18 protein-coding genes are annotated in these 20,666 nt (G+C 61.9%); 12 read left to right on the top strand and 6 right to left on the bottom strand.

Annotated elements, in window-relative coordinates:
• Positions 1–3: 3 nt before the first annotated feature.
• The 3 genes from mrdA to HKD28_RS01845 are packed head-to-tail and all read left to right on the top strand — an operon-like array spanning position 4 to position 4,458.
• A complete protein-coding gene (gene mrdA / locus HKD28_RS01855; protein WP_194266627.1) occupies positions 4–2,007 on the top strand; it encodes a penicillin-binding protein 2 in 2,004 nt (667 codons plus the stop codon).
• Complete coding sequence (rodA, locus tag HKD28_RS01850; RefSeq protein ID WP_194266626.1) at positions 2,004–3,191, top strand: rod shape-determining protein RodA; 1,188 nt, start codon at positions 2,004–2,006, stop codon at positions 3,189–3,191. Before mrdA ends, rodA begins: the two co-directional genes overlap by 4 nt.
• Entirely contained in the window at positions 3,181–4,458 is a 1,278-nt protein-coding gene (locus HKD28_RS01845; RefSeq protein ID WP_194266625.1) for a hypothetical protein, read from the top strand. Before rodA ends, HKD28_RS01845 begins: the two co-directional genes overlap by 11 nt.
• A gap of 26 nt (positions 4,459–4,484) precedes the next feature.
• Here HKD28_RS01845 and HKD28_RS01840 read toward each other — a convergent pair whose 3' ends face one another.
• From HKD28_RS01840 to HKD28_RS01830, 3 genes are read right to left on the bottom strand one after another with little or no spacing between them, the layout of a single operon-like run.
• On the bottom strand, positions 4,485–5,153 hold the full coding sequence (locus HKD28_RS01840; RefSeq protein WP_194266624.1) for a hypothetical protein: 669 nt from the start codon (positions 5,151–5,153) through the stop codon (positions 4,485–4,487).
• Between the two features lie 25 nt (positions 5,154–5,178).
• Positions 5,179–7,233 (bottom strand): glycine--tRNA ligase subunit beta, encoded by a 2,055-nt coding sequence (glyS, locus tag HKD28_RS01835; RefSeq protein ID WP_194266623.1) that lies wholly within the window; start codon positions 7,231–7,233, stop codon positions 5,179–5,181.
• Positions 7,226–8,101, bottom strand: a complete 876-nt coding sequence (locus HKD28_RS01830) for a glycine--tRNA ligase subunit alpha (RefSeq protein ID WP_099285417.1) — start codon at positions 8,099–8,101, stop codon at positions 7,226–7,228. Before HKD28_RS01830 ends, glyS begins: the two co-directional genes overlap by 8 nt.
• 154 nt (positions 8,102–8,255) lie before the next feature.
• On the opposite strand from HKD28_RS01830, the gene HKD28_RS01825 reads away from it, so the two are divergent.
• From HKD28_RS01825 to aspS, 3 genes are all read left to right on the top strand, one after another.
• On the top strand, positions 8,256–9,023 hold the full coding sequence (locus HKD28_RS01825; RefSeq protein WP_194266622.1) for a DUF2076 domain-containing protein: 768 nt from the start codon (positions 8,256–8,258) through the stop codon (positions 9,021–9,023).
• Between the two features lie 144 nt (positions 9,024–9,167).
• Positions 9,168–10,739 carry an FAD-dependent oxidoreductase gene (locus tag HKD28_RS01820; RefSeq protein WP_194266621.1) on the top strand — a complete coding sequence of 524 codons (1,572 nt, stop codon included), beginning with the start codon at positions 9,168–9,170 and terminating at the stop codon, positions 10,737–10,739.
• A 93-nt stretch (positions 10,740–10,832) separates the two neighbouring features.
• Positions 10,833–12,629 carry an aspartate--tRNA ligase gene (gene aspS / locus HKD28_RS01815; protein WP_194266620.1) on the top strand — a complete coding sequence of 599 codons (1,797 nt, stop codon included), beginning with the start codon at positions 10,833–10,835 and terminating at the stop codon, positions 12,627–12,629.
• Positions 12,630–12,715: 86 nt separating this feature from the next.
• Here the strand turns inward: aspS and HKD28_RS01810 are convergent, their stop codons facing one another.
• Complete coding sequence (locus HKD28_RS01810; RefSeq protein WP_228125354.1) at positions 12,716–12,946, bottom strand: hypothetical protein; 231 nt, start codon at positions 12,944–12,946, stop codon at positions 12,716–12,718.
• 573 nt (positions 12,947–13,519) lie between these two features.
• Between HKD28_RS01810 and HKD28_RS01805 the strand changes: the two genes are divergently transcribed.
• Positions 13,520–13,792 (top strand): YXWGXW repeat-containing protein, encoded by a 273-nt coding sequence (locus HKD28_RS01805; protein WP_099285413.1) that lies wholly within the window; start codon positions 13,520–13,522, stop codon positions 13,790–13,792.
• A 37-nt stretch (positions 13,793–13,829) separates the two neighbouring features.
• Here HKD28_RS01805 and xth read toward each other — a convergent pair whose 3' ends face one another.
• Positions 13,830–14,606: an exodeoxyribonuclease III gene (gene xth, locus HKD28_RS01800; protein WP_194266619.1), complete on the bottom strand. Its 777-nt coding sequence runs from the start codon at positions 14,604–14,606 to the stop codon at positions 13,830–13,832.
• A 4-nt stretch (positions 14,607–14,610) separates the two neighbouring features.
• On the bottom strand, positions 14,611–14,955 hold the full coding sequence (locus HKD28_RS01795; protein ID WP_194261616.1) for a HesB/IscA family protein: 345 nt from the start codon (positions 14,953–14,955) through the stop codon (positions 14,611–14,613).
• A gap of 190 nt (positions 14,956–15,145) precedes the next feature.
• Here HKD28_RS01795 and HKD28_RS01790 point away from each other — a divergent pair, with 190 nt between their 5' ends.
• The 5 genes from HKD28_RS01790 to scpB are packed head-to-tail and all read left to right on the top strand — an operon-like array spanning position 15,146 to position 20,662.
• On the top strand, positions 15,146–16,321 hold the full coding sequence (locus HKD28_RS01790; protein ID WP_194266618.1) for a deoxyguanosinetriphosphate triphosphohydrolase: 1,176 nt from the start codon (positions 15,146–15,148) through the stop codon (positions 16,319–16,321).
• A 43-nt stretch (positions 16,322–16,364) separates the two neighbouring features.
• Positions 16,365–18,173 (top strand): arginine--tRNA ligase, encoded by a 1,809-nt coding sequence (gene argS / locus HKD28_RS01785; RefSeq protein ID WP_194266617.1) that lies wholly within the window; start codon positions 16,365–16,367, stop codon positions 18,171–18,173.
• Positions 18,170–19,297, top strand: a complete 1,128-nt coding sequence (locus HKD28_RS01780; protein WP_194266616.1) for an SPOR domain-containing protein — start codon at positions 18,170–18,172, stop codon at positions 19,295–19,297. The genes argS and HKD28_RS01780 overlap by 4 nt, the downstream gene beginning before the upstream one ends.
• A gap of 10 nt (positions 19,298–19,307) precedes the next feature.
• The gene (locus tag HKD28_RS01775; protein ID WP_194266615.1) at positions 19,308–20,066 is read left to right on the top strand and encodes a segregation and condensation protein A; all 759 of its coding nucleotides are present in this window, start codon (positions 19,308–19,310) and stop codon (positions 20,064–20,066) included.
• Positions 20,048–20,662 carry an SMC-Scp complex subunit ScpB gene (gene scpB / locus HKD28_RS01770; RefSeq protein WP_194266614.1) on the top strand — a complete coding sequence of 205 codons (615 nt, stop codon included), beginning with the start codon at positions 20,048–20,050 and terminating at the stop codon, positions 20,660–20,662. Before HKD28_RS01775 ends, scpB begins: the two co-directional genes overlap by 19 nt.
• Positions 20,663–20,666 lie beyond the last annotated feature (4 nt).

Genomic DNA, 20,666 nt, shown 5'->3' with positions numbered 1-20,666 from the left:
CTGATGTTTTCCCGAAACACCCCTTTCCGCTCGCGGATACGCCAGAAACGTCAGGCTGAGCCTGTGCGTTCGGGGCGCGGCGTTTTCACGCGCCGCGCTCTGCTGGTCATGGCCGTGCAGGCCGGGGTTCTGGGTGTGCTCGGGCGGCGACTGTACAATCTTCAGGTCGTGGATGGCGGCCATCTGCGCCAGCTTGCCGAGCGTAACCGCACCAGCAAACGTCTTCTCGCGCCTGCCCGCGGCACGGTCCATGACCGTTTCGGCGTGGCGCTTGCGGACAACAAGGTGAGCTGGCGCGCGCTGCTGATGCCGGAAGAAACGACCGACATCCCGGCCGTTATCGAGCGTTTTTCCCAGATCGTGCCTTTGGACGAGCATGACCGCGCGCGTATCGAGCGTGATCTGCGACACGTCCATAAATACGTCCCTGTCACGCTGCATGAATTCCTGTCCTGGGACGACATGGCCCGGATCGAACTGAATGCGCCCTCTTTGCCGGGTGTACTGGTCGATGTCGGCTCGACGCGGCTTTATCCGTTCAAAGGACTGACCGCCCATATCGTGGGTTATGTTGCGCCTCCGAACGAAGAGGACGTGGCGAAGGACACGACGCTCTCGCTTCCGGGGATGCGCGTCGGTCGCGCCGGGATCGAGCAGACGCAGGAAGCCTCGCTGCGTGGCGAACCGGGTTCCGTTGAGATGGAAGTCAACGCGGTCGGGCGCGTCATTGGCGAGATCGACCGCGTGGAAGGGCAGCAGGGCGAGGACGTGCGCCTGACGCTGGATTCCGTCCTGCAGCAGCAAGTGCTGGATCGTCTTGAAGACCGTGTGGCGAGTGCGGTCGTCATGGACTGTCGGAACGGTGAGGTGATGGCGATGGTCAGCACCCCGTCTTTCGATCCGTCCCTGTTCGATTCAGGCGTAAGTCATGCCCAATGGAACGAATGGGCCAGTGATCCGCGTACGCCGCTCGTGGACAAGGCCGTGTCTGGTCTTTATCCGCCCGGCTCGACCTTCAAGCCCGCCGTGGCGCTCGCAGCCCTTAAATCCGGTTCCGTTACGGCGCAGGACCGTTTCAACTGCCCCGGATATTACGATCTGGGTGGCGTGCGTTTCCATTGCTGGAACCGCTGGGGCCACGGCATGATCAACATGCGCGAGGGTCTGAAATATTCCTGTGACGTCTATTTCTACGAAGTGGCGCGTCGTTGCGGCATGGACCCGATCAAGGCCGTCGGCAACCTGATGGGTCTGGGTGTCAGGCCGGATATCGAACTGCCCCATGTCCGGTCCGGTGTGATCCCGACACCGGAATGGCGCCAGAAGCACGGCTTTCACTGGAATGGCGGCGATACGGTCAATGCCGGCATCGGGCAGGGCTTCGTGCAGGTCACGCCGCTGGAGCTTGCGACCTATACCTCCCGCATCGCTTCGGGCCGCAATGTTCAGCCGCATCTGCTGCGGGCGACCAATGACCAGATTTCCACAATGGCTTCCACGGACGATGTGCCAAAGGTCGATCTGCCGCCGGAATTTCTGGATGTCGTGCGTGGCGGCATGTTTGCAGTCGTCAACGATCAGCACGGCACGGCCCCTAAGGCACGGCTGGACCTGCCGGGGGTCCAGATGGCTGGAAAGACAGGCTCGGCGCAGGTCCGGCGTGTGTCGCGGGCACTGCGTGAATCCGGACACTTCAACTCCATGAACCTGCCTTGGGAATATCGCCCGCACGCGCTGTTCATCTGCTTTGCGCCGTACGATAATCCGAAATATGCCGTCGCGGTGGTGGTGGAACATGGCAATGCGGGCGCGGACGAAGCCGCTCCGCTCGCCAAACTCATCATGACCGATACTCTGCTGCGCGATCCGGCCAGTGACGTCCGACCTGTCGCTCCGCAACCCCCTGCGGCGGCACAAACGCCGTCCGTCCCGGCTGAAGCCAGCGCTTCTGCTCCCACGGATAGTCCCGTTGAAGACGATCAGCCGGAGCGGGGAGCGACGCAATGAAACGCAACGGCCTGAACACGTTCGGCTTTCTCAAATCCGACCGCCGCCTCCTGCGTGCCGAGCCTGATTTCAGGCCCATGGCGCGTTTGTTGCAGGTCAACTGGCTGTATGTCCTGCTGGTCTGTGTGCTGGCGGGCGTAGGCTATATTGCCCTCTATTCCGCAGGTGGTGGGTCGGCCAAGCCGTTCGCCGGGCCGCAGATGGTGCGGTTCGGCTTCGGCCTTGTCATGATGATTGCGGTCTCGCTCGTCAGTCCGCGCGTTCTGCGGATGGCGGCGGTTCCGGTCTATCTGCTTTCGGTCACGCTGCTCGCCCTTGTGTTGCGGATGGGGCATGTGGGGAAGGGGGCGGAGCGCTGGATCAATCTGGCGGGGATGCAGTTCCAGCCCTCCGAATTCGCCAAGATCGGCCTCGTCCTGATGCTGGCGACGTGGTTTCACCGCATCGGCAACGAGCGGATGGGCAATCCGCTGCGCCTGATCCCGCCAGCGCTCCTGACATTGCTGCCGGTCCTGCTGGTGCTCAAGGAACCCAATCTCGGCACGGCCACCATCATCGGCGTCATCGGGGCGACGATGTTCTTCGCGGCAGGAATGCGGCTGTGGCAAATCCTGCTGCTCGTGGCGCCGCTGCCTTTCATGGGAAAGCTGATCTACAGCCATCTGCATGACTACCAGAAAGCCCGGATCGACACCTTCCTGCATCCCGAACATGATCCGCTCGGCGCGGGCTACAACATCATCCAGTCCAAAATCGCCCTTGGTTCGGGCGGCATGTGGGGCGAGGGATATTTGCATGGCAGTCAGGGACAGCTGAACTTCCTGCCGGAAAAACAGACGGACTTCATCTTCACCATGATCGGGGAAGAATGGGGTTTTGTCGGCGGCATCGCCGTCATTACGCTGCTTGCAACGCTCGTCATGGGCGGAATGCTCATTGCGATCCGCAGCCGCAACCAGTTCGGGCGGCTGCTGGGTCTGGGCATTGCGATGGATTTTTTCCTGTACTGCGCCGTAAACTTGTCGATGGTTATGGGCGCCATCCCCGTCGGTGGCGTGCCGCTGCCGCTGATTTCCTATGGCGGTTCGGCGATGCTGACGATGATGTTCGGCTTTGGCCTGCTCATGTCCGCCTGGGTGCATCGGAATGAACGCGATCCAGGGATGGAAGACGATGAGGACTGAGTATCTGCGTGCTCTCACGATCCCGCAGGGTGGGATGTCCGTGCGTCAGATGGTGCTTTGGGGACTGCTCTTCGCAGTGGCCCTGTTCCTGAGACATCCGGGCGCACTGCTGATGGCGCAGTTCTGGGGAGAAGATTCATGGGTCTGGTACCCGCAGGCCTATGAGCAGGGTCTGGCCAGCCTGCTCAATCCGGAGACGGGATATCTCCAGACCTTCCCCCGCCTGATCGGCCTTCTGGCGCAGGGTCTGCCGTTCCATCTGGCTCCGACCCTTTTTGCGTTTGTGGCCTTTCTGGTGCAACTCGCGCCACCTCTGTTCCTGCTCACCGGACGTCTCGATCAGGCATGGCCAGAAAGGACGTCGCGTCTGCTGTTCGCGCTGTTTATGGTCGCACTGCCCAATTCCTACGAAGTGCAGGTCAATCTTACCAACTCACAGTGGCACCTCGCCATTCTGGCGTTTCTGGTTCTCCAGAGCACGCCGCCACAGGGCTGGGGGCAGCGCCTGTTCGACGGTGCAGTCCTGCTGCTGTCGGGGCTGACAGGGCCGTTCTGCGTCTTCCTGTTTCCGATCGCTCTGCTCCGGGTTGCGGCGGTCCGAGATCGTTCACATCTGATACGACTGGCGTTCGTTACTCTGTGCGTCGGGTTGCAGGCGCTGACCTATCTGCATAAGGCGCATCAGCGGGTCGGCACCGAACTTGGCGCCTCGCTCATCACGGGGATGCGCATCATCGCCCTCAATATCGAGATCGGCCTTTTGTTCGGACAGCATGCCGCTGCGGATGTGGCGGGGTCGGCATTGTGGTGGCAGCATCGCAGTCCGGCGGTTGTACTCTGTATTCTGGGGATCGCCGCCCTGATCTATGCCTGTCTGCGGGGTCCCGCGATTTTCCGTGAGGCGCTTCTTGCTTCCGGGCTGACGTTTGCGGCGGCCCTGGCCCATCCTCAGGTGTCCATTGATCAGCCCCAGTGGCATGTCATGCAGTATTCCGGCTGGAGCGATCGGTATTACATCTTCGCGATGCTGACCCTGCTCGGGTCATTCTTTGTTCTTGCCAAAACGCCGCGTCCTGCGGTGAGGGGCGCGGGAGTCTCGGCGCTCCTGCTCGTCACAGCAGCCTGTATCCGGGACTGGCACTTTCCATTCTTTCCAATGTCGGATTTCTATACGAAAGCCGCGGAGTTCGAGCGCGCCCCTTCCGGAACAATCATTACTTACGGCATCCAGCCTTCACCAATGGCCGCGCAGATCCGCAAACGCTGAGAGCCGACGGGTCCTGCGTGTGCCCCTCAGGTCCTGTGACGCCCGGCCAGAATATCGGCGGGTGTACGGGCTATAGAGGTCGGCGGCGATGTGTTGAAGTCAGCAATCGAAGCGTCACGGGCCTCGGGCGGGAGGGCTTCGATCATGGTCAGACGGGCATTGGCGGCCTGAATCTGTGGCATGGTCACAAACGTGAATTTCCCCGCTAGATAGAGCATGAGCGGGGCCAGGACGAGCCCGACCCCGAAAAATATGGTGAAAAGCGATAGAAAAGCCGCCGCCCACAGATAGATCGCGATAGCCCCGCTACTATGACGATAGGACGTCCCGTTGCTCAGGTTCAGGACGGACAGAACACCCCATTCCCCGGTCTTTGTCTTGCGACACAGGACAAGCAGCCTGTCTCCAGCCCGGATCGGAAGCTTCCCGTTAACCTGACTGAGCGTATAGGCCCGGTTTTCATAAAAGATATGCGTGGAGAGAATGGTGTCAGTGCGTCCATGAACCATTCCGACTGTACCGGACTGTCCGCCGACGACGCCTCCGCTGACATGTCCCTTGACGATGGCAGACGTGTCTGTGGCTTCGGCGGTAATGAGGTGAATCTGAAGCGGGTTCATCAGCGTCGCCTTTTTTGTGGAAGGGAACAGAGCGTCTGTCGATCGACGTTCGGTCGAAGGAGAAGCGAAGGACATCCGTATCCTGCGCTTCCCCTGAAAATCAGCCCTCGATCTGCCCAAAATCGGCAATCAGGGCCGTTGTGGCGCGGAAGCGGGCCAGCAGTTTGAGGCGATTGGCTCGCACCTCCGGCTCCGGTGCATTGACCGTCACGGCCTCGAAGAAGCGATCCAGCGTCGGGCGCAGGGCCGCAATAGCCTGCATCGCATCCGTGAAACGCTCTTCTTTGAGAGCTGTTTCAATCGCAGGAACAGCCTGATCCAGACCGGCAGCCAGAGCGCGTTCTTCGTCCTGCGTATAGAGAGCCGGATCGGGCGCGCCGGTATGCGGGCCGTCCTTCTTGTCCTCGATACGCAGGATGTTGGCGGCGCGTTTGGCGGCGGCGAGCAGGTTGCGGCCGTCTTCCGTCTGGATCATGTCCGACAGAGCCGAGGTCCGGGCCAGAAGCCGGACCAGATCGCCATCCAGACCGTGCGTCAGGATGGCCGCAAGAACGTCATGCCGTTCTCCCTCGCTGCGAAGCTGCACGCGCAGACGCTCGGCCATGAAGTCCGGCAGCTTGGCCAGTTCGCCCTCTGCACGTCCGTTCGCCGCCTGTGCGAACAGTGCCGTCAGATCCAGTCGCAGCCCATTGTTGCGGATCGTGCGGATGATGCCGAGTGCGGCACGGCGCAGCGCATACGGATCGCCCGAACCGCTCGGCAGTTCGCCAATGGCAAAAAACCCGGCCAGCAGATCCAGCCGGTCCGCGAGAGCCACAGCCACTGAAACCGGTGCTTTTGCCGTGTCGTCAGATTGTCCGCGAGGCAGATAATGCTCGGCCACGGCGCGGGAGACGGCCTCGTCTTCGCCATCATGCGCTGCATAATAGCCGCCCATGACGCCCTGAAGTTCCGGGAACTCACCAACCATCCCGGTCGTCAGATCCGCCTTGGCCAGCAGGCCCGCGCGCTCAGCTTGCGCAATTTGTGCGCCGTCCAGCCCCATGGCCTGCGCTACGGTGCCCGCGAGCTTCGAAATCCGCTCGGCGCGCTCGGCCTGCGTGCCCAGCTTGGCATGGAAGGTCACCGCCGCCAGCGCCGGAACTCGGTCGGCAAGCTTCGTTTTCCGGTCCAGATCCCAGAAATGCCGCGCATCGGCAAAGCGGGCGCGGAGCACGCGCTCATTCCCCGCCGTGGTCAGCTTGCCACCGTCCTTGAACGGCAGATTGCCAATGAAGGCGAAGTACGGCGCGGCTTTGCCATCCGGATTGCGCAGCGCGAAATAGCGCTGGTTGATCCGCATGGAGACCTGCATCACTTCGGCCGGCAGATCCATGAACGCCGCGTCGATTTTGCCCACAAGCGGGACCGGATATTCAACCAGTCCACAGACTTCATCGACCAGCCCGTCATCCTGCACGACCGTAATGCCGTGCTGCTCCGCCAGACGCGCCACGCCAGTGCGGACCATGTCGCGGCGGCTGTCCATGTCCACGATGACCGAGCGCGTCTCAAGCTCGTCCTGCCACTGCGAGGCGGACAGGATTTCGAACGCGCCGGGCGCGAGGAATCGATGGCCTTCGGAGAGGTTGGACGCTTTCAGTCCATGCGCGTCATCCCCGTCGCGGGCGAGAGCGAACGGCACGACATGTCCGTCCAGCAGACACGCGATCCGACGCAGCGGGCGGACCCATGTAAAGTTCGAGCCCGCACCCCAGCGCATGGATTTGGGCCATGGGAACTTCCACAGCAGATCCGGCACGGCTTCGGACACGCGGCTTTCCGCGCTCACCGGATCGAGCGACTTGTTCAGAATCCAGAAGCCGTTTTCCTGCGTCAGATCTGCTGGTGTGACGCCATGCTTGCGCGTGAAGCCTTCCAGAGCCTTTTCCGGCGCACCCTCGCGCGGGCCGCGTTCGGACACGCTGCGGGCCGGGATTTCAGCATCGATGTTTAGAACCGCCGCAATGCGTCGGGCCCCGAAAAACGTCCGCAGATCGCGTGGGTTCAGGCCGTCGAGCGCCTTGGTTAGCAGCGAGCCCAGATCGTCGGCCGCACGGGCCTGCATGCCGGAGGGGATTTCCTCGCTGAACAGTTCGAGAAAGAGTTCAGCCATGGGACGTCTCCTCACCGGCGAGCCAGGCATCGCAGGCGGCTTTGGCAAGCGCACGGACGCGCCCGATATAGGAGGCGCGCTCGGACACGGAAATCACGCCGCGTGCATCCAGAAGATTGAACAGATGCGAGGCCTTGAGGCACTGGTCATAAGCGGGCTGGGCCACGCCAGCCTCGGACAGACGCATGGACTCGCGTTCGGCATCGTTGAAATGGGTCAGCAGCATCTGTGTGTCGGCAAGCTCGAAATTATGGCGCGAATAATCCTGCTCGGCGCGCAGGAACACGTCGCCATAAGTCAGGCCACGGCCGTTGAAGTCGAGGTCGTAAACGTTCTCGACGCCCTGCACATACATCGCCAGACGCTCAAGTCCGTAAGTCAGTTCCGTGGACGGCATGACGGTCGGAATACCGCCAACCTGCTGGAAATAGGTGAACTGCGAGACTTCCATCCCGTCACACCAGACTTCCCAGCCCAGTCCCCACGCGCCGATGGTCGGGTTTTCCCAGTCATCCTCGACGAATCGGATATCGTGCAGTTCGGGGTCGATCCCGATGGCGCGATAGCTGTCGAGCAGAAGCTGCTGGCTGTCTTCCGGCGTCGGCTTGAGCAGCACCTGATACTGGTAATAGTGCTGAAGACGGTTCGGGTTCTCGCCATAACGGCCATCCGACGGACGGCGGCAGGGCTGCACATAGGCGGCGGCCCACGGCTTGGGACCGAGCGCGCGGAGCGTGGTATGAGGGGAGAGCGTGCCCGCTCCGAGTTCGGTATCGTAGGGCTGCAAAATAGCGCAGCCCTTCTCGGACCAGAATTGATGAAGGCGCAGGATCAGGTCCTGAAAACAGAGCGGCCGGGTCGCAGACAATTCGATAGGCTCCGGTTGGCAGAAATCGGGCGCCACCTTACAGGCACCGGCCCTGAACCGGAAGGGAGCCTCCTGCGGTTGATCTTGTAGACTGGCCGTGGCTGCATCATATGATGGAGACTCAGCAATTTCTTCATCTGGAAGGATGATGACGATGAACAACGAAGAACGCGATCTGATCGCCCGTTTCGTCGCCCGTGTCGGGGGAGGGCCGCAGGTCACGGGACCCGGCCAGCCACCGGCCGCCCCTCTGCCGCCCGTCGACCCCGAAGCGGATCGCTTCATCGCCGAGAACTTCCAGCAGTACCCGGAAGCCCGCTACCGCGTCACCCAGATGGCCGTAGTGCAGGAAGCCGCTCTGGCGCAGGCGCAGAACCGTATTCGCCAGCTCGAATTCCAGCTCCAGCAGACCCAGCAGCAACTCGCACAGGCGCAGCAGTCCGGCGGCGGCAAGCCGGGTGGGCTCTTTGGTGGCTTCTTCGGTGGTGGCAACCGTCCGCAGCAGTCCGCCCCCCCGCCGGGCTGGGGTGCACAAGCCGCGCCTCCGCCGAACTTCATGCCGCAGCAGCAGTATGGTTACCCGCCGGGCTATCAGCCGGGTATGTTCCAGCGTGGCGGCTCGGGCTTTTTGGGCTCGGCCCTGACCACGGCTGCGGGCGTCGCCGGTGGCATGATGGCCGCCAACGCGCTTGAAGGCCTGTTCTCCGACCATCACAGCGGCGGCGGTGACGCAGCCGGTGGCTGGGGTACGGGCGGCGACACCATCATCAACAATTATGGCAGTGATGCTTCGGCTGCCGATCCCTTCGGCGGTTCGGGCACCGATGCCGGCAACTTCTCCAACTCCGATTTCGGCGGTGGCGATTCCGGTGGCGGAGACTTCGGCGGCGGTGATGGCGGCGGATTCGACGACATGTTCTGATCTGGCCCTGTCAGACAGTGCGTTTTCAAAAAACCCGTCCGGACCATTATGTCCGGGCGGGTTTTTTGATGTTTGCCAACCCGGCGCCTTATGCTGCGTTCGCTCTCATGACTGACCTCTGACCCGACCGGGAGGCCCCATCTGATGTCTCACTCCGCCCCGAATGCCGATTTCCGCGATCTCTCCGCTTTCGATGCGCTCGAAGATGGCAGGATCACTCCGTTTTCGCTGGACGGAGCGCCGGTCGTCCTGATCCGCGACGGCGAGAAAATCCACGCCTTCGCTGGGAAATGCCCTCACAAGGAAGCACCATTGGAGCAGGGCGCGTTCTGCCGGACGGAAAAAGGCAGTGTGCTGGTCTGCCCCTGGCACAAAGCGGTTTTTGACGCGACGGATGGAAGCCTCGTCGAGCCGCTGGCCCTCGATCCCCTGCCACGTTACCCCGCCCAGATTGTCGATGGGCGCGTTCTGGTTGGGCTGAAACCGGTGCAGCGTGTCGCGCCTGCGAAACGACAGGAAAGCGACAGTGTTCTGCTTCTCGGGGCTGGGGCCGCAGCCGTCAGTGCGGCAGTGACGCTTCGGGCGGAAGGTTTTGCGGGCACGATTACAATGGTCAGCGAAGAGAAGGATCTTCCCTATGACCGCACGGCCCTGAGCAAGACCGTTCTCGTCAGCGAATCCGAGAAGGCCCATGCGCCTCCGGTCCGGGAAGAAGAATTCTATACCGAGCGCGACATTACGCGCATCCGCGGCCATGTAGCACAGTTCGACCCGCAGACCCGCACCGCAACCTTGCAGGATGGGACAAAACTGACAGCCGATCATGTCCTGATCGCCACGGGCGCCGTGACTAAAAAGCCGGATATTCCGGGCGTGGACATGAAGGGCGTCTATACGCTGCACCGCGAAGCGGATGCCGAGCGGATTGCCGCCCTTCTCGACCCCGATCTGGCGGTCACGATCGTCGGTGCGGGGTTCATCGGGCTGGAAGCCGCGTCTTCCCTGCGTCAGCGCGGCGTCGGAGTAACGATTGTTTCCGATAACGAAATCCCGATGGAAAAACAGTTCGGGCGTGAAATCGGCATTCGTCTGCGCCAGTTGCATGAAGAAAACGGTGTGGCGTTCGTCTCGGATGCGCGGGTCACGAAAATCTATGCCGATGAGAGCGACGGCGAGAAGGCGTCGGGTGTGGAACTAGATGACGGAACCCGGCTGCCCGCCGCTTTCGTGCTGCTCGGCGTTGGCGTCATCCCGGCCACGGATTATGTTCTGGGGCTGGAGCGGGACAAAAGCGGTGCGATTGTTGTGAACGGCCAGATGCGCGTAACGCGGGGTGATGATGTTGGGGCCTATCCCGGCGTCTATGCAGCCGGGGACGCATCCGCCGTCTTTCATGATGGTGCGCCACGGCGAATCGAGCACTGGCGCCATGCGGAGGTGCAGGGGCGGATCGCGGCTCTTGCGATGATGGGGCACGATACCCCAAACGTTCCGATGCCGTGGTTCTGGACGCAGCAGTTCGGCAAGAAAATCGAGCTTCTGGGCTGGGGCGAGAGCTTCGACAATGTGGCCCTGGAAGGCGATATTCGCGGATTCAGGTTCCTTGCGACCTATCTCAAGGACGGCAAACCCATTGCGCTTGCCGGAGCCGGGCATGCCGCAGACATGGCGCGGGCCGCAGTCGATTTTGATGGTTTCATGAAGGAAAAAGCCTGAACCCGCCCCTGAGGTCGCAGAAAACTTGACATCAGAGGGCCGTCCCGGCTTCCTGCGCCCACTTATCCGCACAGGACGTTGAAGAGGCCCGCCATGCATCCATACCGCACCCATGACTGTAGCGCCCTGCGTGAAGAGAACGCCGGGCAGACCGTCCGCCTTTCCGGCTGGGTGCACAGCAAGCGCGACCACGGCGGCCTGCTGTTCATCGATCTGCGCGACCATTATGGCGTCACGCAGATCGTCATCCCCTCGGGCACGGACCTGCTGGAAAAGGTCGAGCGCCTGCGTGTCGAGAGCGTCATAACCGTGACCGGCAAGGTCGTGGTGCGTCATGGATCGCAGCGCAACCCGAACCTGCCGACGGGTGATGTGGAAGTTCTGGCCGAGGCTCTGGACGTCCGCTCCAGCGCCGAAGTGCTGCCATTTCAGGTCGCGGGCAACGAGAACTACCCCGAAGAACTGCGCCTGAAATATCGTTACATTGACCTGCGCCGCGACAAGATGCACCAGAACATCCTGCTTCGCAGCAAGGTCATTACGAGCCTGCGCCAGCGCATGATCGCTCAAGGCTTTACCGAGTTCCAGACGCCGATCCTGACGGCCTCGTCTCCCGAAGGTGCGCGGGACTTCCTCGTCCCGGCGCGTCTACATCCGGGCAAGTTCTACGCCCTGCCGCAGGCGCCGCAGCAGTTCAAGCAGCTCGCGATGGTTGCCGGCTTCGACCGTTACTTCCAGATTGCTCCCTGCTTCCGTGACGAAGCCTCCCGCGCTGACCGCAGCCCCGGCGAGTTCTACCAGCTCGATTTCGAGATGTCGTTCGTCACGCAGGAAGACGTCTTCACGGTACTGGAACCCGTCCTCGCGGGCGTGTTCAACGAGTTCACGCCTGAAGGCTGGAAGATCACGGACGGCGCATTCCCGCGCATTCCGTATGCCGACGCCATGCGCGACTACGGCTCCGACAAGCCGGACCTGCGTAACCCGTTGATCATCAAGGACGTCACGGAAGCCTTCCAAGAGTCCGGTTTCGGTCTGTTCGCCAAGATCGCGGCTTCGGGCGGTCAGATCCGCGCCATTCCGGCTCCGGGGGCGGGTGACCGTCCGCGGGGCTTCTTCGACAAGCTTAACACCTGGGCGCGTGAGAGCGGTGCCGGTGGCCTGGGCTACATCATTTTTGAAGCAGAAGGCGGCAAGGGCCCGATTGCCAAGAACCTCGAAGCTGATCGCGTCGAGAGCATCCGTGATGCCTGCGGTCTGAAGGCCGGTGACGCCGTGTTCTTCGCGGCTGGCAAGGGGGATGAAGTCGCCAAGTTCTCTGGCGTCGTTCGCACCAAGGTCGCAACCGAGCTGGACCTGATCGAGAAGAATGCGTTCCGCTTCTGCTGGGTCGTGGACTTCCCGATGTTCGAGCTGAACGAGGAAACCGGGAAGGTCGACTTCTCGCACAACCCGTTCTCCATGCCGCAGGGTGGGCTTGAGGCGCTGAACACGCAGGACCCGCTGACAATTAACGCCTATCAGTATGACATCGTCTGCAACGGCGTGGAACTGTCTTCTGGCGCCATCCGGAACCATCTGCCGGAAGTCATGCTGCGTGCGTTCGAAATCGCAGGCTACGGCCCCGAGGTCGTGGAAGAGCGCTTCGGCGGCATGCTGAACGCCTTCCGTTATGGCGCTCCGCCGCATGGTGGCGCCGCACCGGGCGTGGACCGTATCGTGATGCTGCTGGCCGATGAGCCGAACATTCGCGAAGTCATTCTCTTCCCGCTCAACCAGAGCGGCGAAGACCTGATGATGGAAGCCCCGGCCCCGGTCGAACCTGCCCGTCTGAAAGAACTGCATCTGGCGCTCGACCTGCCGAAGCCCAAGCCGACCGCCAGCAAGTAACTCTCAAGAGAGTTTTTCCGCTGTTGCCTGAACGGCATCTCCTTCGCGGGAGATGCCGTTTTTTTATGCCATGTGTGTTCGCACACTCACCAGTGCACTCGGATGCCTCCTGTGACGGCTGCACTCCCACCTGCGGCACCCTGAATGGTGTCGCGGTGTCCTCCGAAGAAACTCGCCGTCAGGTCCACGCCTGGAAGGGCTTTCAACGGGTAGGCGAAAGTCGTCGTCACGCCTTTTTCTTCCATCAGCGGTGACTGTGTCGCGCGTTCGACATTCAGAGGGCCGATTTTTGAGAGGTTGGCCAAATCCAGCTTCATCCATTCGGCTCGGATAGAGGGGCTCGTTTCTGTCTGTTTGAAGGTTAATCTGCCTGAAGCGGTTCGGTATTTCATGCCGTCCAGTAAGGCAGGACCCCGGAGGGAGTCTGGACGAGGTATCTGTGCGCGGGCGGTATGATGTGCGGGCATGAAATAGGCGGGCGTCTGTGCGCGAAGCGGGGAGGCCCAGATACTGCCGAAAATATAGGCCGCAAGCCGCCAGTCTATGCACATGATGAAAACCCCCAACGAAAAACGATATGAAGGTCTGCGGTACTGGCGTGCGAAGCGGATGCGCAAGATGTGAGCGCGCAGCAGGGATTGTATCAAAAAAGATACAGTCAATATAAAATATTCAAAATCAAAGACTGAAAATAAATTTCATCCTGATTTTGTGTTTTTAAGGACACAGATCAACTTCTGTATCTTTCCGTTACAGAGGCGGAAAGGGCATCACTTCTGCAACACAAAATCATCATCTGCCCGGATTCCGCCATAGATGCGCCGCAGCCGCGCCAAGACGGTCTCGCCATCATCTTTCCGTGACAAGGCGTCATGAGAAGGAGAGCATTGATGCTGAAACATCTGTCAGGGATCTTGGCTGTTTCCGCCCTGTTTGCAGGTACGATGGCGATTGCGCCGATGTCGGGAACAGCCCATGCCCAGTTCGTGCCCTATAGCGGCCCATACCGCCAGCCGCCTCCGCCTCCGCATACGCTGCCGGAAACAATTCCGCCCCATCGCGGAGACCTGCACTGGGTGCCGGGCTATTGGCGCTGGAGCGGCAACGGGTATCAGTGGCAGCCGGGCCATCTGAGCAGAAAACCTAATCTGCGACATGCATGAGGGGGTACAAGGGGAGCGACGCATTCCCCTTGCATCTTTAGACGGTAACGAGAACCGGAACGTGATCGGACGCCTTTTCCTTCGTCCGTTCGTCCCGGTCGATCACGAACGCTGTCAGACGCTCGGCCAAGCGGGGCGACAGAAGCGCATGGTCGATCCGCAGCCCTGAGTTCCGCTGGAAGGCCGCCGCCTGATAATCCCAGAACGTGTAATGTCGGCCCGCAGGCCGCAGGGCGCGCAGGGCATCCGTCAGCCCCGTCCATTCCAGCCTGCGGAATGCCGCACGGGTTTCGGGACGGACCAGCGCATCGTCAGGTGAAAGCGCGCCGGGCGCCAGATCCTCGTCCGTCGGGCAGACATTGAAATCGCCGATGAACGCAAACGGTTTTTCCGCATCGAGCAGAACACGCGCGCGTTCCGCTAAAGCGTCAAAAAACGCCAGCTTGGTCGCGTAACCGTCTTCGCCGCCGGAATTGCCGTTGGGCAGATACAGATTGCCAATCGTGATTCCATCAAGCTCCGCCTCGATATAACGGGCAGACGGATGATCGAAGCCCGGAAGCGCATGATGCGTCACTGTGAAAGGTCGGCGTCCAATCAGGGCCACGCCATTATAGGCTTTCTGCCCCGAGGTCGCGACATGCAGTCCGGCTTCTGCGAACGCGGCCGGGAACTGGCTGTCCTCGCATTTGATCTCCTGAAGGCACAGCAGATCGCAGTCCGGATGGCGCTCCAGCCAGTCCTGAACATGATGGGCGCGGGCGCGAATGGAATTGATGTTCCAGCTTGCGAAGGTAAAAGGCGTGTTGCTCATGAACTCAGGCTAGCGAAAAGCTGGTGCCACAGCCACAGGACGAGGCCGCATTGGGGTTCGTGACCGTGAAATGCGCGCCCATCAGCTTGTCCACGAATTCCAGTTCCGCGTTTTCCAGCAGGTCGAGGCTGGTCGTATCCACGAACACGCGTGCGCCGTCCCGTTCGATGACGACATCATCCGCGGCCTGATCGCGTTCCAGCTTGAACTGATACTGAAACCCGTTGCAGCCTCCGGCCAGCACCGCAACGCGCAGCGCGAGCCCCTCAGGTTCGGGTTGCGCTGCAATGATCTCCCTGATGCGGGCGGCCGCACTGGCGGAAACACTGAAAGGCACGGTGTCGGACATGGGTTCTGGTTCCCGGACTTTTCTGAAAAGACAACTGCGGTCCTGATTATATGGCCAGAGCGCCCCCCAGAGCAAAGGGGAAGGGCAGAGGGGTCACGCTTGCACCAGCACGATGCTGGCGTAGAATGCCCCCGTAAGCCGCCCGAAACGGCGCTCTCCCGGCCCGACGGCTCACGCAGGACATGTCTTGATGGTAGCGATCTATGCGGTACAGGATTCCGGCTTCCCTACGGATTTCAGAGGCCGACTCTACCCTGAAGTGGAAAGCCCGGTCCGCTCGCCCTGGCAGCGGGACCGTGACCGTGTGCTGCATTCCGCAGGCTTTCGGACCCTGCAATACAAGACGCAGGTCTTCATCAATCACGAAGGCGATTTTTTCCGCACGCGCCTGACACACTCGCTCGAAGTCGCGCAGATCGCCCGTTCCATCGCCCGTAATCTGGACCTTAACGAGGATCTGACCGAAACCGTGGCGCTTGCCCATGATCTCGGTCACACGCCGTTCGGCCATGCCGGGGAAGACGCCCTCGCGCTCGCGATGAAGGACTGGGGCGGTTTCGATCACAATACCCAGTCCCTGCGGCTCGTAACCGCGCTCGAAGCCCGGTACCACGCCTTTGATGGCCTGAACCTGACATGGGAAGCTCTGGAGGGACTGGCCAAGCATAATGGCCCGGTCAAACGTCCGACGCCCTATTTCGCGGAATACGACGCGAAACATCATCTGGATCTGCAAAGCTATGCGTCCGCAGAAGCGCAAGTGGCCGCCATGTCGGACGATATTGCTTATCACGGCCACGATCTTGATGACGGTCTGCGGGCCGGGCTGCTGTCTTTTGAAGATATCGAAGACCTGCCTCTCGTCGGAGACGCCCTGCGCCGGTCGCGCGAGATGGAACGCCTGATCGGGCGTGAGGCGTCCGATCAGGCGCAGCGCGTGCGTCACGAAACCATCCGCGTCGTGATTAACCAGCTCGCCACGGACCTCACGGACCAGACGCGTCGCAACCTCGACGCGCTCAACCCGCAGTCCGCTGACGACATCCGCCATGCCGGTTATCCGGTCGTGGCGTTCAGCCCGGACATGCGAGAAGCCAACAAGGCCATCCGCAAGTTCCTCTATGCCCGCATGTACCGCCACTGGCGCGTCAACCGCATGGCGCGGAAGGCCAAGATCGCCGTGCGCGAAATTTTCGACATCCTCTCCGAAGATCCCGGCCTTCTGCCCGATCCGCTGCGGGGCCGTGCGAAAGCCGCCGATGACGTGCAGCGCAGGCGTCTGGTGGCCGATTATATTGCCGGAATGACCGATCGTTTCGCGATGGAAGAACATCGACGGTTGACGGACCTCTCCGTGCTGGGCTGATAGAGCCTCTGATTTGAAGACGCGTTACAGGAATCGAGCTGAAATGGCCGCTGACACCACGACCCTTACGACTGACTGTCTCTTTGCCCGCACCCGGGTTCAGGTGTGCGAGGCTCTGCGATCGGTCGTCCCCGGCCTGCCGGAAGAAGTGGTGCAGCGCGTCGACCTGACCCCCACGCGTGACCCGTCTCACGGCGATATGGCGACGAATGCCGCGATGCTGGCCGCCAAGCCCGCGCGCCGCAAACCCGCCGATATTTCCGCCGAACTGGTCGCGAAACTCTCCGAACTTCCGGGGATCGCCAAGGCTGAAGCCGCCGGTCCGGGCTTTGTGAACCTGACACTCAAGCCCGAAGTCCTGCAGGGCGTGGCTGTTTCCGTTCTCAAGGCGGGCGACCGCTACGGCCGCTCCACGATGGGGCAGGGAACGCGCGTGAACGTGGAATACGTCTCCGCCAACCCGACCGGCCCGATGCATGTCGGTCATTGCCGTGGTGCGGTGGTGGGTGATGCGCTGGCCAACCTGCTCGAAGCCGCAGGCAGCCCGGTGACGCGCGAATACTATATCAACGATGCCGGAACTCAGGTTGTCGCCCTGACCTGGGCCACATACTGGCGCTATCTTCAGGCCATCGGCACGGATATTCCGGCGGACGAATTCGGTGCCCTGACACCGAATGGCCTGCAATATCAGGGCGAGTACCTGATCCCGGTCGCGCAAAGCATCGCTGAAAAGCACGGACGTTCGCTCGCCAATGCCGAAGGTGGCCCGGCAGATCCGTCCGTCTGGTTCGAGACTGTGCGTCGTGAAGCGCTGACGCAGATGATGGCTGCCATCCGCGAGGATCTGGAAGCGCTCGGCATTTCGCATGAAGTCTTCGCCAGCGAAGCTGAAACGCTGGCCAGTGGTCGTGTCGACGCCGCGATCGCCAAGCTCGACAGCAAAGGCCTGCTCTATGAGGGCGTGCTGGAGCCGCCGAAGGGCAAGATGCCGGAAGACTGGGAAGCCCGTCCGCAGACGCTCTTCCGCTCCACGGAGTTCGGCGACGATCAGGACCGTGCGCTCCGCAAATCCGACGGCACCAACACCTACTTCGCCAATGATATCGGCTATCATGCCCAGAAAGCTGAAAATGCTGACGTCCTGATCGACGTCCTCGGCGCTGATCATGGCGGTTACGTCTCGCGGATGCGGGCCGCCATTTCCGCTCTGACGGATGGCAAGACCGGCTTTGAAGTCGTGATGTGCCAGATCGTTCGCGTCGTGAAAAACGGCGAACCGGTGAAGATGTCCAAGCGCGCCGGTACGTTCGTGACCCTGCGCGACCTGCTCGACGAAGTGGGCAAGGACGCCGTGCGCTTCACGATGCTGACCCGCAAGGCCGACGCGCAGATGGAGTTCGATCTGGATGCTGTCGTCGCCCAGACGCGCGACAATCCGGTGTTCTACGTCCAATATGCCCACGCCCGTTGCCGCTCGGTCTTACGCTCGGCAGAGACGATGTTCGGTACGGAGTCCGTGACGCCGGAAGCCCTGTGTGAAGCCGATCTGTCCAACCTGTCCTCGGATGTTGAACTCGCCGTCCTTCGCCGTCTGGCCGCGTTCCCCCGCAGTGTGGAAGCCGCGGCTACGGCGCGCGAGCCGCACCGGATCGCGACCTATTGCATTGATCTGGCCTCCGACTTCCATGCCCTGTGGAACCGGGGCCGTGAAGATACCACCCTGCGCTTCCTGCACGAGAACGATCGCGAAACCAGCCTCGCCAAGCTGGCGCTTGTTTCGGCCATTGCGGGAACGCTGCGTTGTGCCCTCACCATTCTCGGCGTCGTGCCGGTGGAGGAAATGCGATGAGCCCGGAAAACGATCAGGGACGCGGAAACGCCGATCCCGGCGATTATGGCCGCTCTCCGAAACAGTCTTCCGGTCCGGCCCCGGGCCCGCGTCCGCAGCAGCGTTTTGATCGTGAGCGCCTGAGTAACGACTATGACGACGAACCCGCTCCGCGCCGTCGCCCGCCGACAGGAGCGAATACTGCCGGGGCAGGGCGCCTGACATCCCTGCTGGGCAATGATCCTGCAACGCGTAAGCTGGTCGGCGGCGCGGTGGGTATCGGCGTTGTGCTGATGCTGGCGGTTGGTGGCTGGTCGCTTATGGGAACCCATCACGGCGGCATTCCCATTATCGGTCCGCCTCCCGGCCCGGTGAAGGACCGTCCCGCCGATCCGGGTGGCATGCAGATCATGAGCGGTGATGGCGGGGAAACCGACATGACTGGCAATGGCGAGGCGCATCTCGCGCCCGGCCCCGAACAGCCCGACACGAAGGCGCTGGCCCGTCAGTACGGCGTGCCTCCGGGAGCGCCAACGCAGGACCCTGCAAAGACGGATACAAAGCCGGACGCAGCTCCGGGAAATGCTTCTGCCCCGACTGCCACTGCGAACAGCCCGGACGCAACCGCATCTGCCGCACCCGAACAGCCTCAGTCCGCAGCACCGCCTGCGACGACGCCGGAGAAGCCGCAGGTTCAGCCTGCTGCCCCGACGGATACTGCTGCCAATACCCCGGCTGAAGCTCAAAAAGAGGCACTGAAAAAAGAAGAAGCGCCCGTCCATCACACGGCCCGCCCAATTGAAAAGCCGCTTCCCGCTCCTGTGCCGGAACCCGAGAACGTCGCGCCGCCAAAAGCCGCTGCTCCCGAAAAAACGGCCTCCAAGGCGGATGCCCCGTCCGGTTCGCATGAAGTGCAGCTCGGTGCGCTCGACAGTGAGGCCGCAGCCCGCAAGGAGTGGGACAGTCTGCGCCATCAGGCTCCGGCCCTGCTCGCCGGGCATACGCCGCTGTTCGAGAAGACCACGCGCGGCGACCACACGTTCGTGCGTCTGCGGATCGGCGGATTTGCGGATCTGAAAGCTGCGCGGGCCTATTGCGTGAAGCTGCACGCACAGTCCGTCGCCTGTACGCCAGCCCAGTTCTGAGCGCTGGCGTTTGAGCGAGACACTGCATCTGACGCTTGACGGGTTTGAGGGGCCGCTGGACCTGCTCCTCGATCTTGCCCGCAAACAGAAGGTGGATCTGGCAAAAATCTCCATCCTTCAACTGGTGGAGCAGTATCTGGCCGTCGTGGACAAGGCGCGTGCGGAAGCGCGGAGCCTGCGGCTGGAACTTGCGGCGGACTGGCTCGTCATGGCGGCATGGCTCGCATGGCTGAAATCCAAACTGTTGCTTCCCGCCGAAAACGAAGACCCGGACGCCGAAGACGCGATTGAACTTCTTCAGGAACGTCTGATCGAACTTGAACGGATGCGTGCCGCTGCCCAGTGGCTGGCCGCACAGCCCCGTCTGGGTCTGGATGTATTCCGGCGCGGGCAGGGCGAGGACCATACCGAAATTGACCGCTCGGGCCTGCGTGTGGAGATGCCCGCGCTCATTACGGCCTATCTGTCCGCCCGGCGCAGAACAGGCCGCCGCACGGTCTATGCCCCACGTGCCCGTCGCTACTGGAGCGTGCAGGACGCGCTCTCCCGCCTCAAACGCCTTCTCGGAACCGACAGCGTGGTCGGCTGGCACACCCTGACCTCCCTCCTGCCGGACCCGGACGAATTGGCTGGCGAAGAAGGCCCTTACGGACGCAACGCAGCACTGGCAGGGACGCTCCTCGCGGGGCTGGAGATGGCGAAGGGCGGGGCGCTGGAACTGCGTCAGCCCGAGGCTTTCGGTCTCATCGAATGGCGTCCCGCATCATGACCGACTCCGAAATGCTCGATCGGGCCTGCCACTTGGTGGAGGCACTGGTTTTCGCCAGTCCTGAACCCGTCAAACCGTCTGCAATCGCAGAACTTCTGAAAACCCAGTCTATCGCCATTTCGACGGATGAGGCTGTGGAGGCCGTCCGCGCACTCTATGCCGATCATGCCATCGAAATGGTGCTGGTTGCGGGTGGCTGGCAGTTTCGCACCCGTCCCGAATACGCTTCGGCTTTGACAAAAGTCGTGGAAAAGCCGCGTCGCCTGAGCCGGGGGGCGATGGAAACCCTGGCAATCGTGGCCTATCACCAGCCTTGCACCCGCGCTGAAATCGAGGCCATTCGGGGTGTTTCGCTCGGACAGGCCGTGCTCGACGCCCTGCTGGAAGACAGCCTGATTGCGCCCAAAGGCCGCAAGGAGGTGCCCGGTCGCCCTGTTCTGTGGGGCACCACGGCTCATTTTCTGGAAAGTTTTGCCCTTCCCGATCTTGCCGCCCTGCCGCGGAGGGAAGATTTCCTGCTGGATCGGGCCTCCACAGAAGCGGAAGACGATGCCCCGAACGGTTCTGCCGTAGGCGGAACGGAGCAGACAGGCTAGGAAT

The organism is Gluconobacter cadivus (assembly GCF_015244745.1).
GTDB lineage: Bacteria > Pseudomonadota > Alphaproteobacteria > Acetobacterales > Acetobacteraceae > Gluconobacter > Gluconobacter cadivus.
This window is presented reverse-complemented; position numbering and strand designations above follow the sequence as displayed.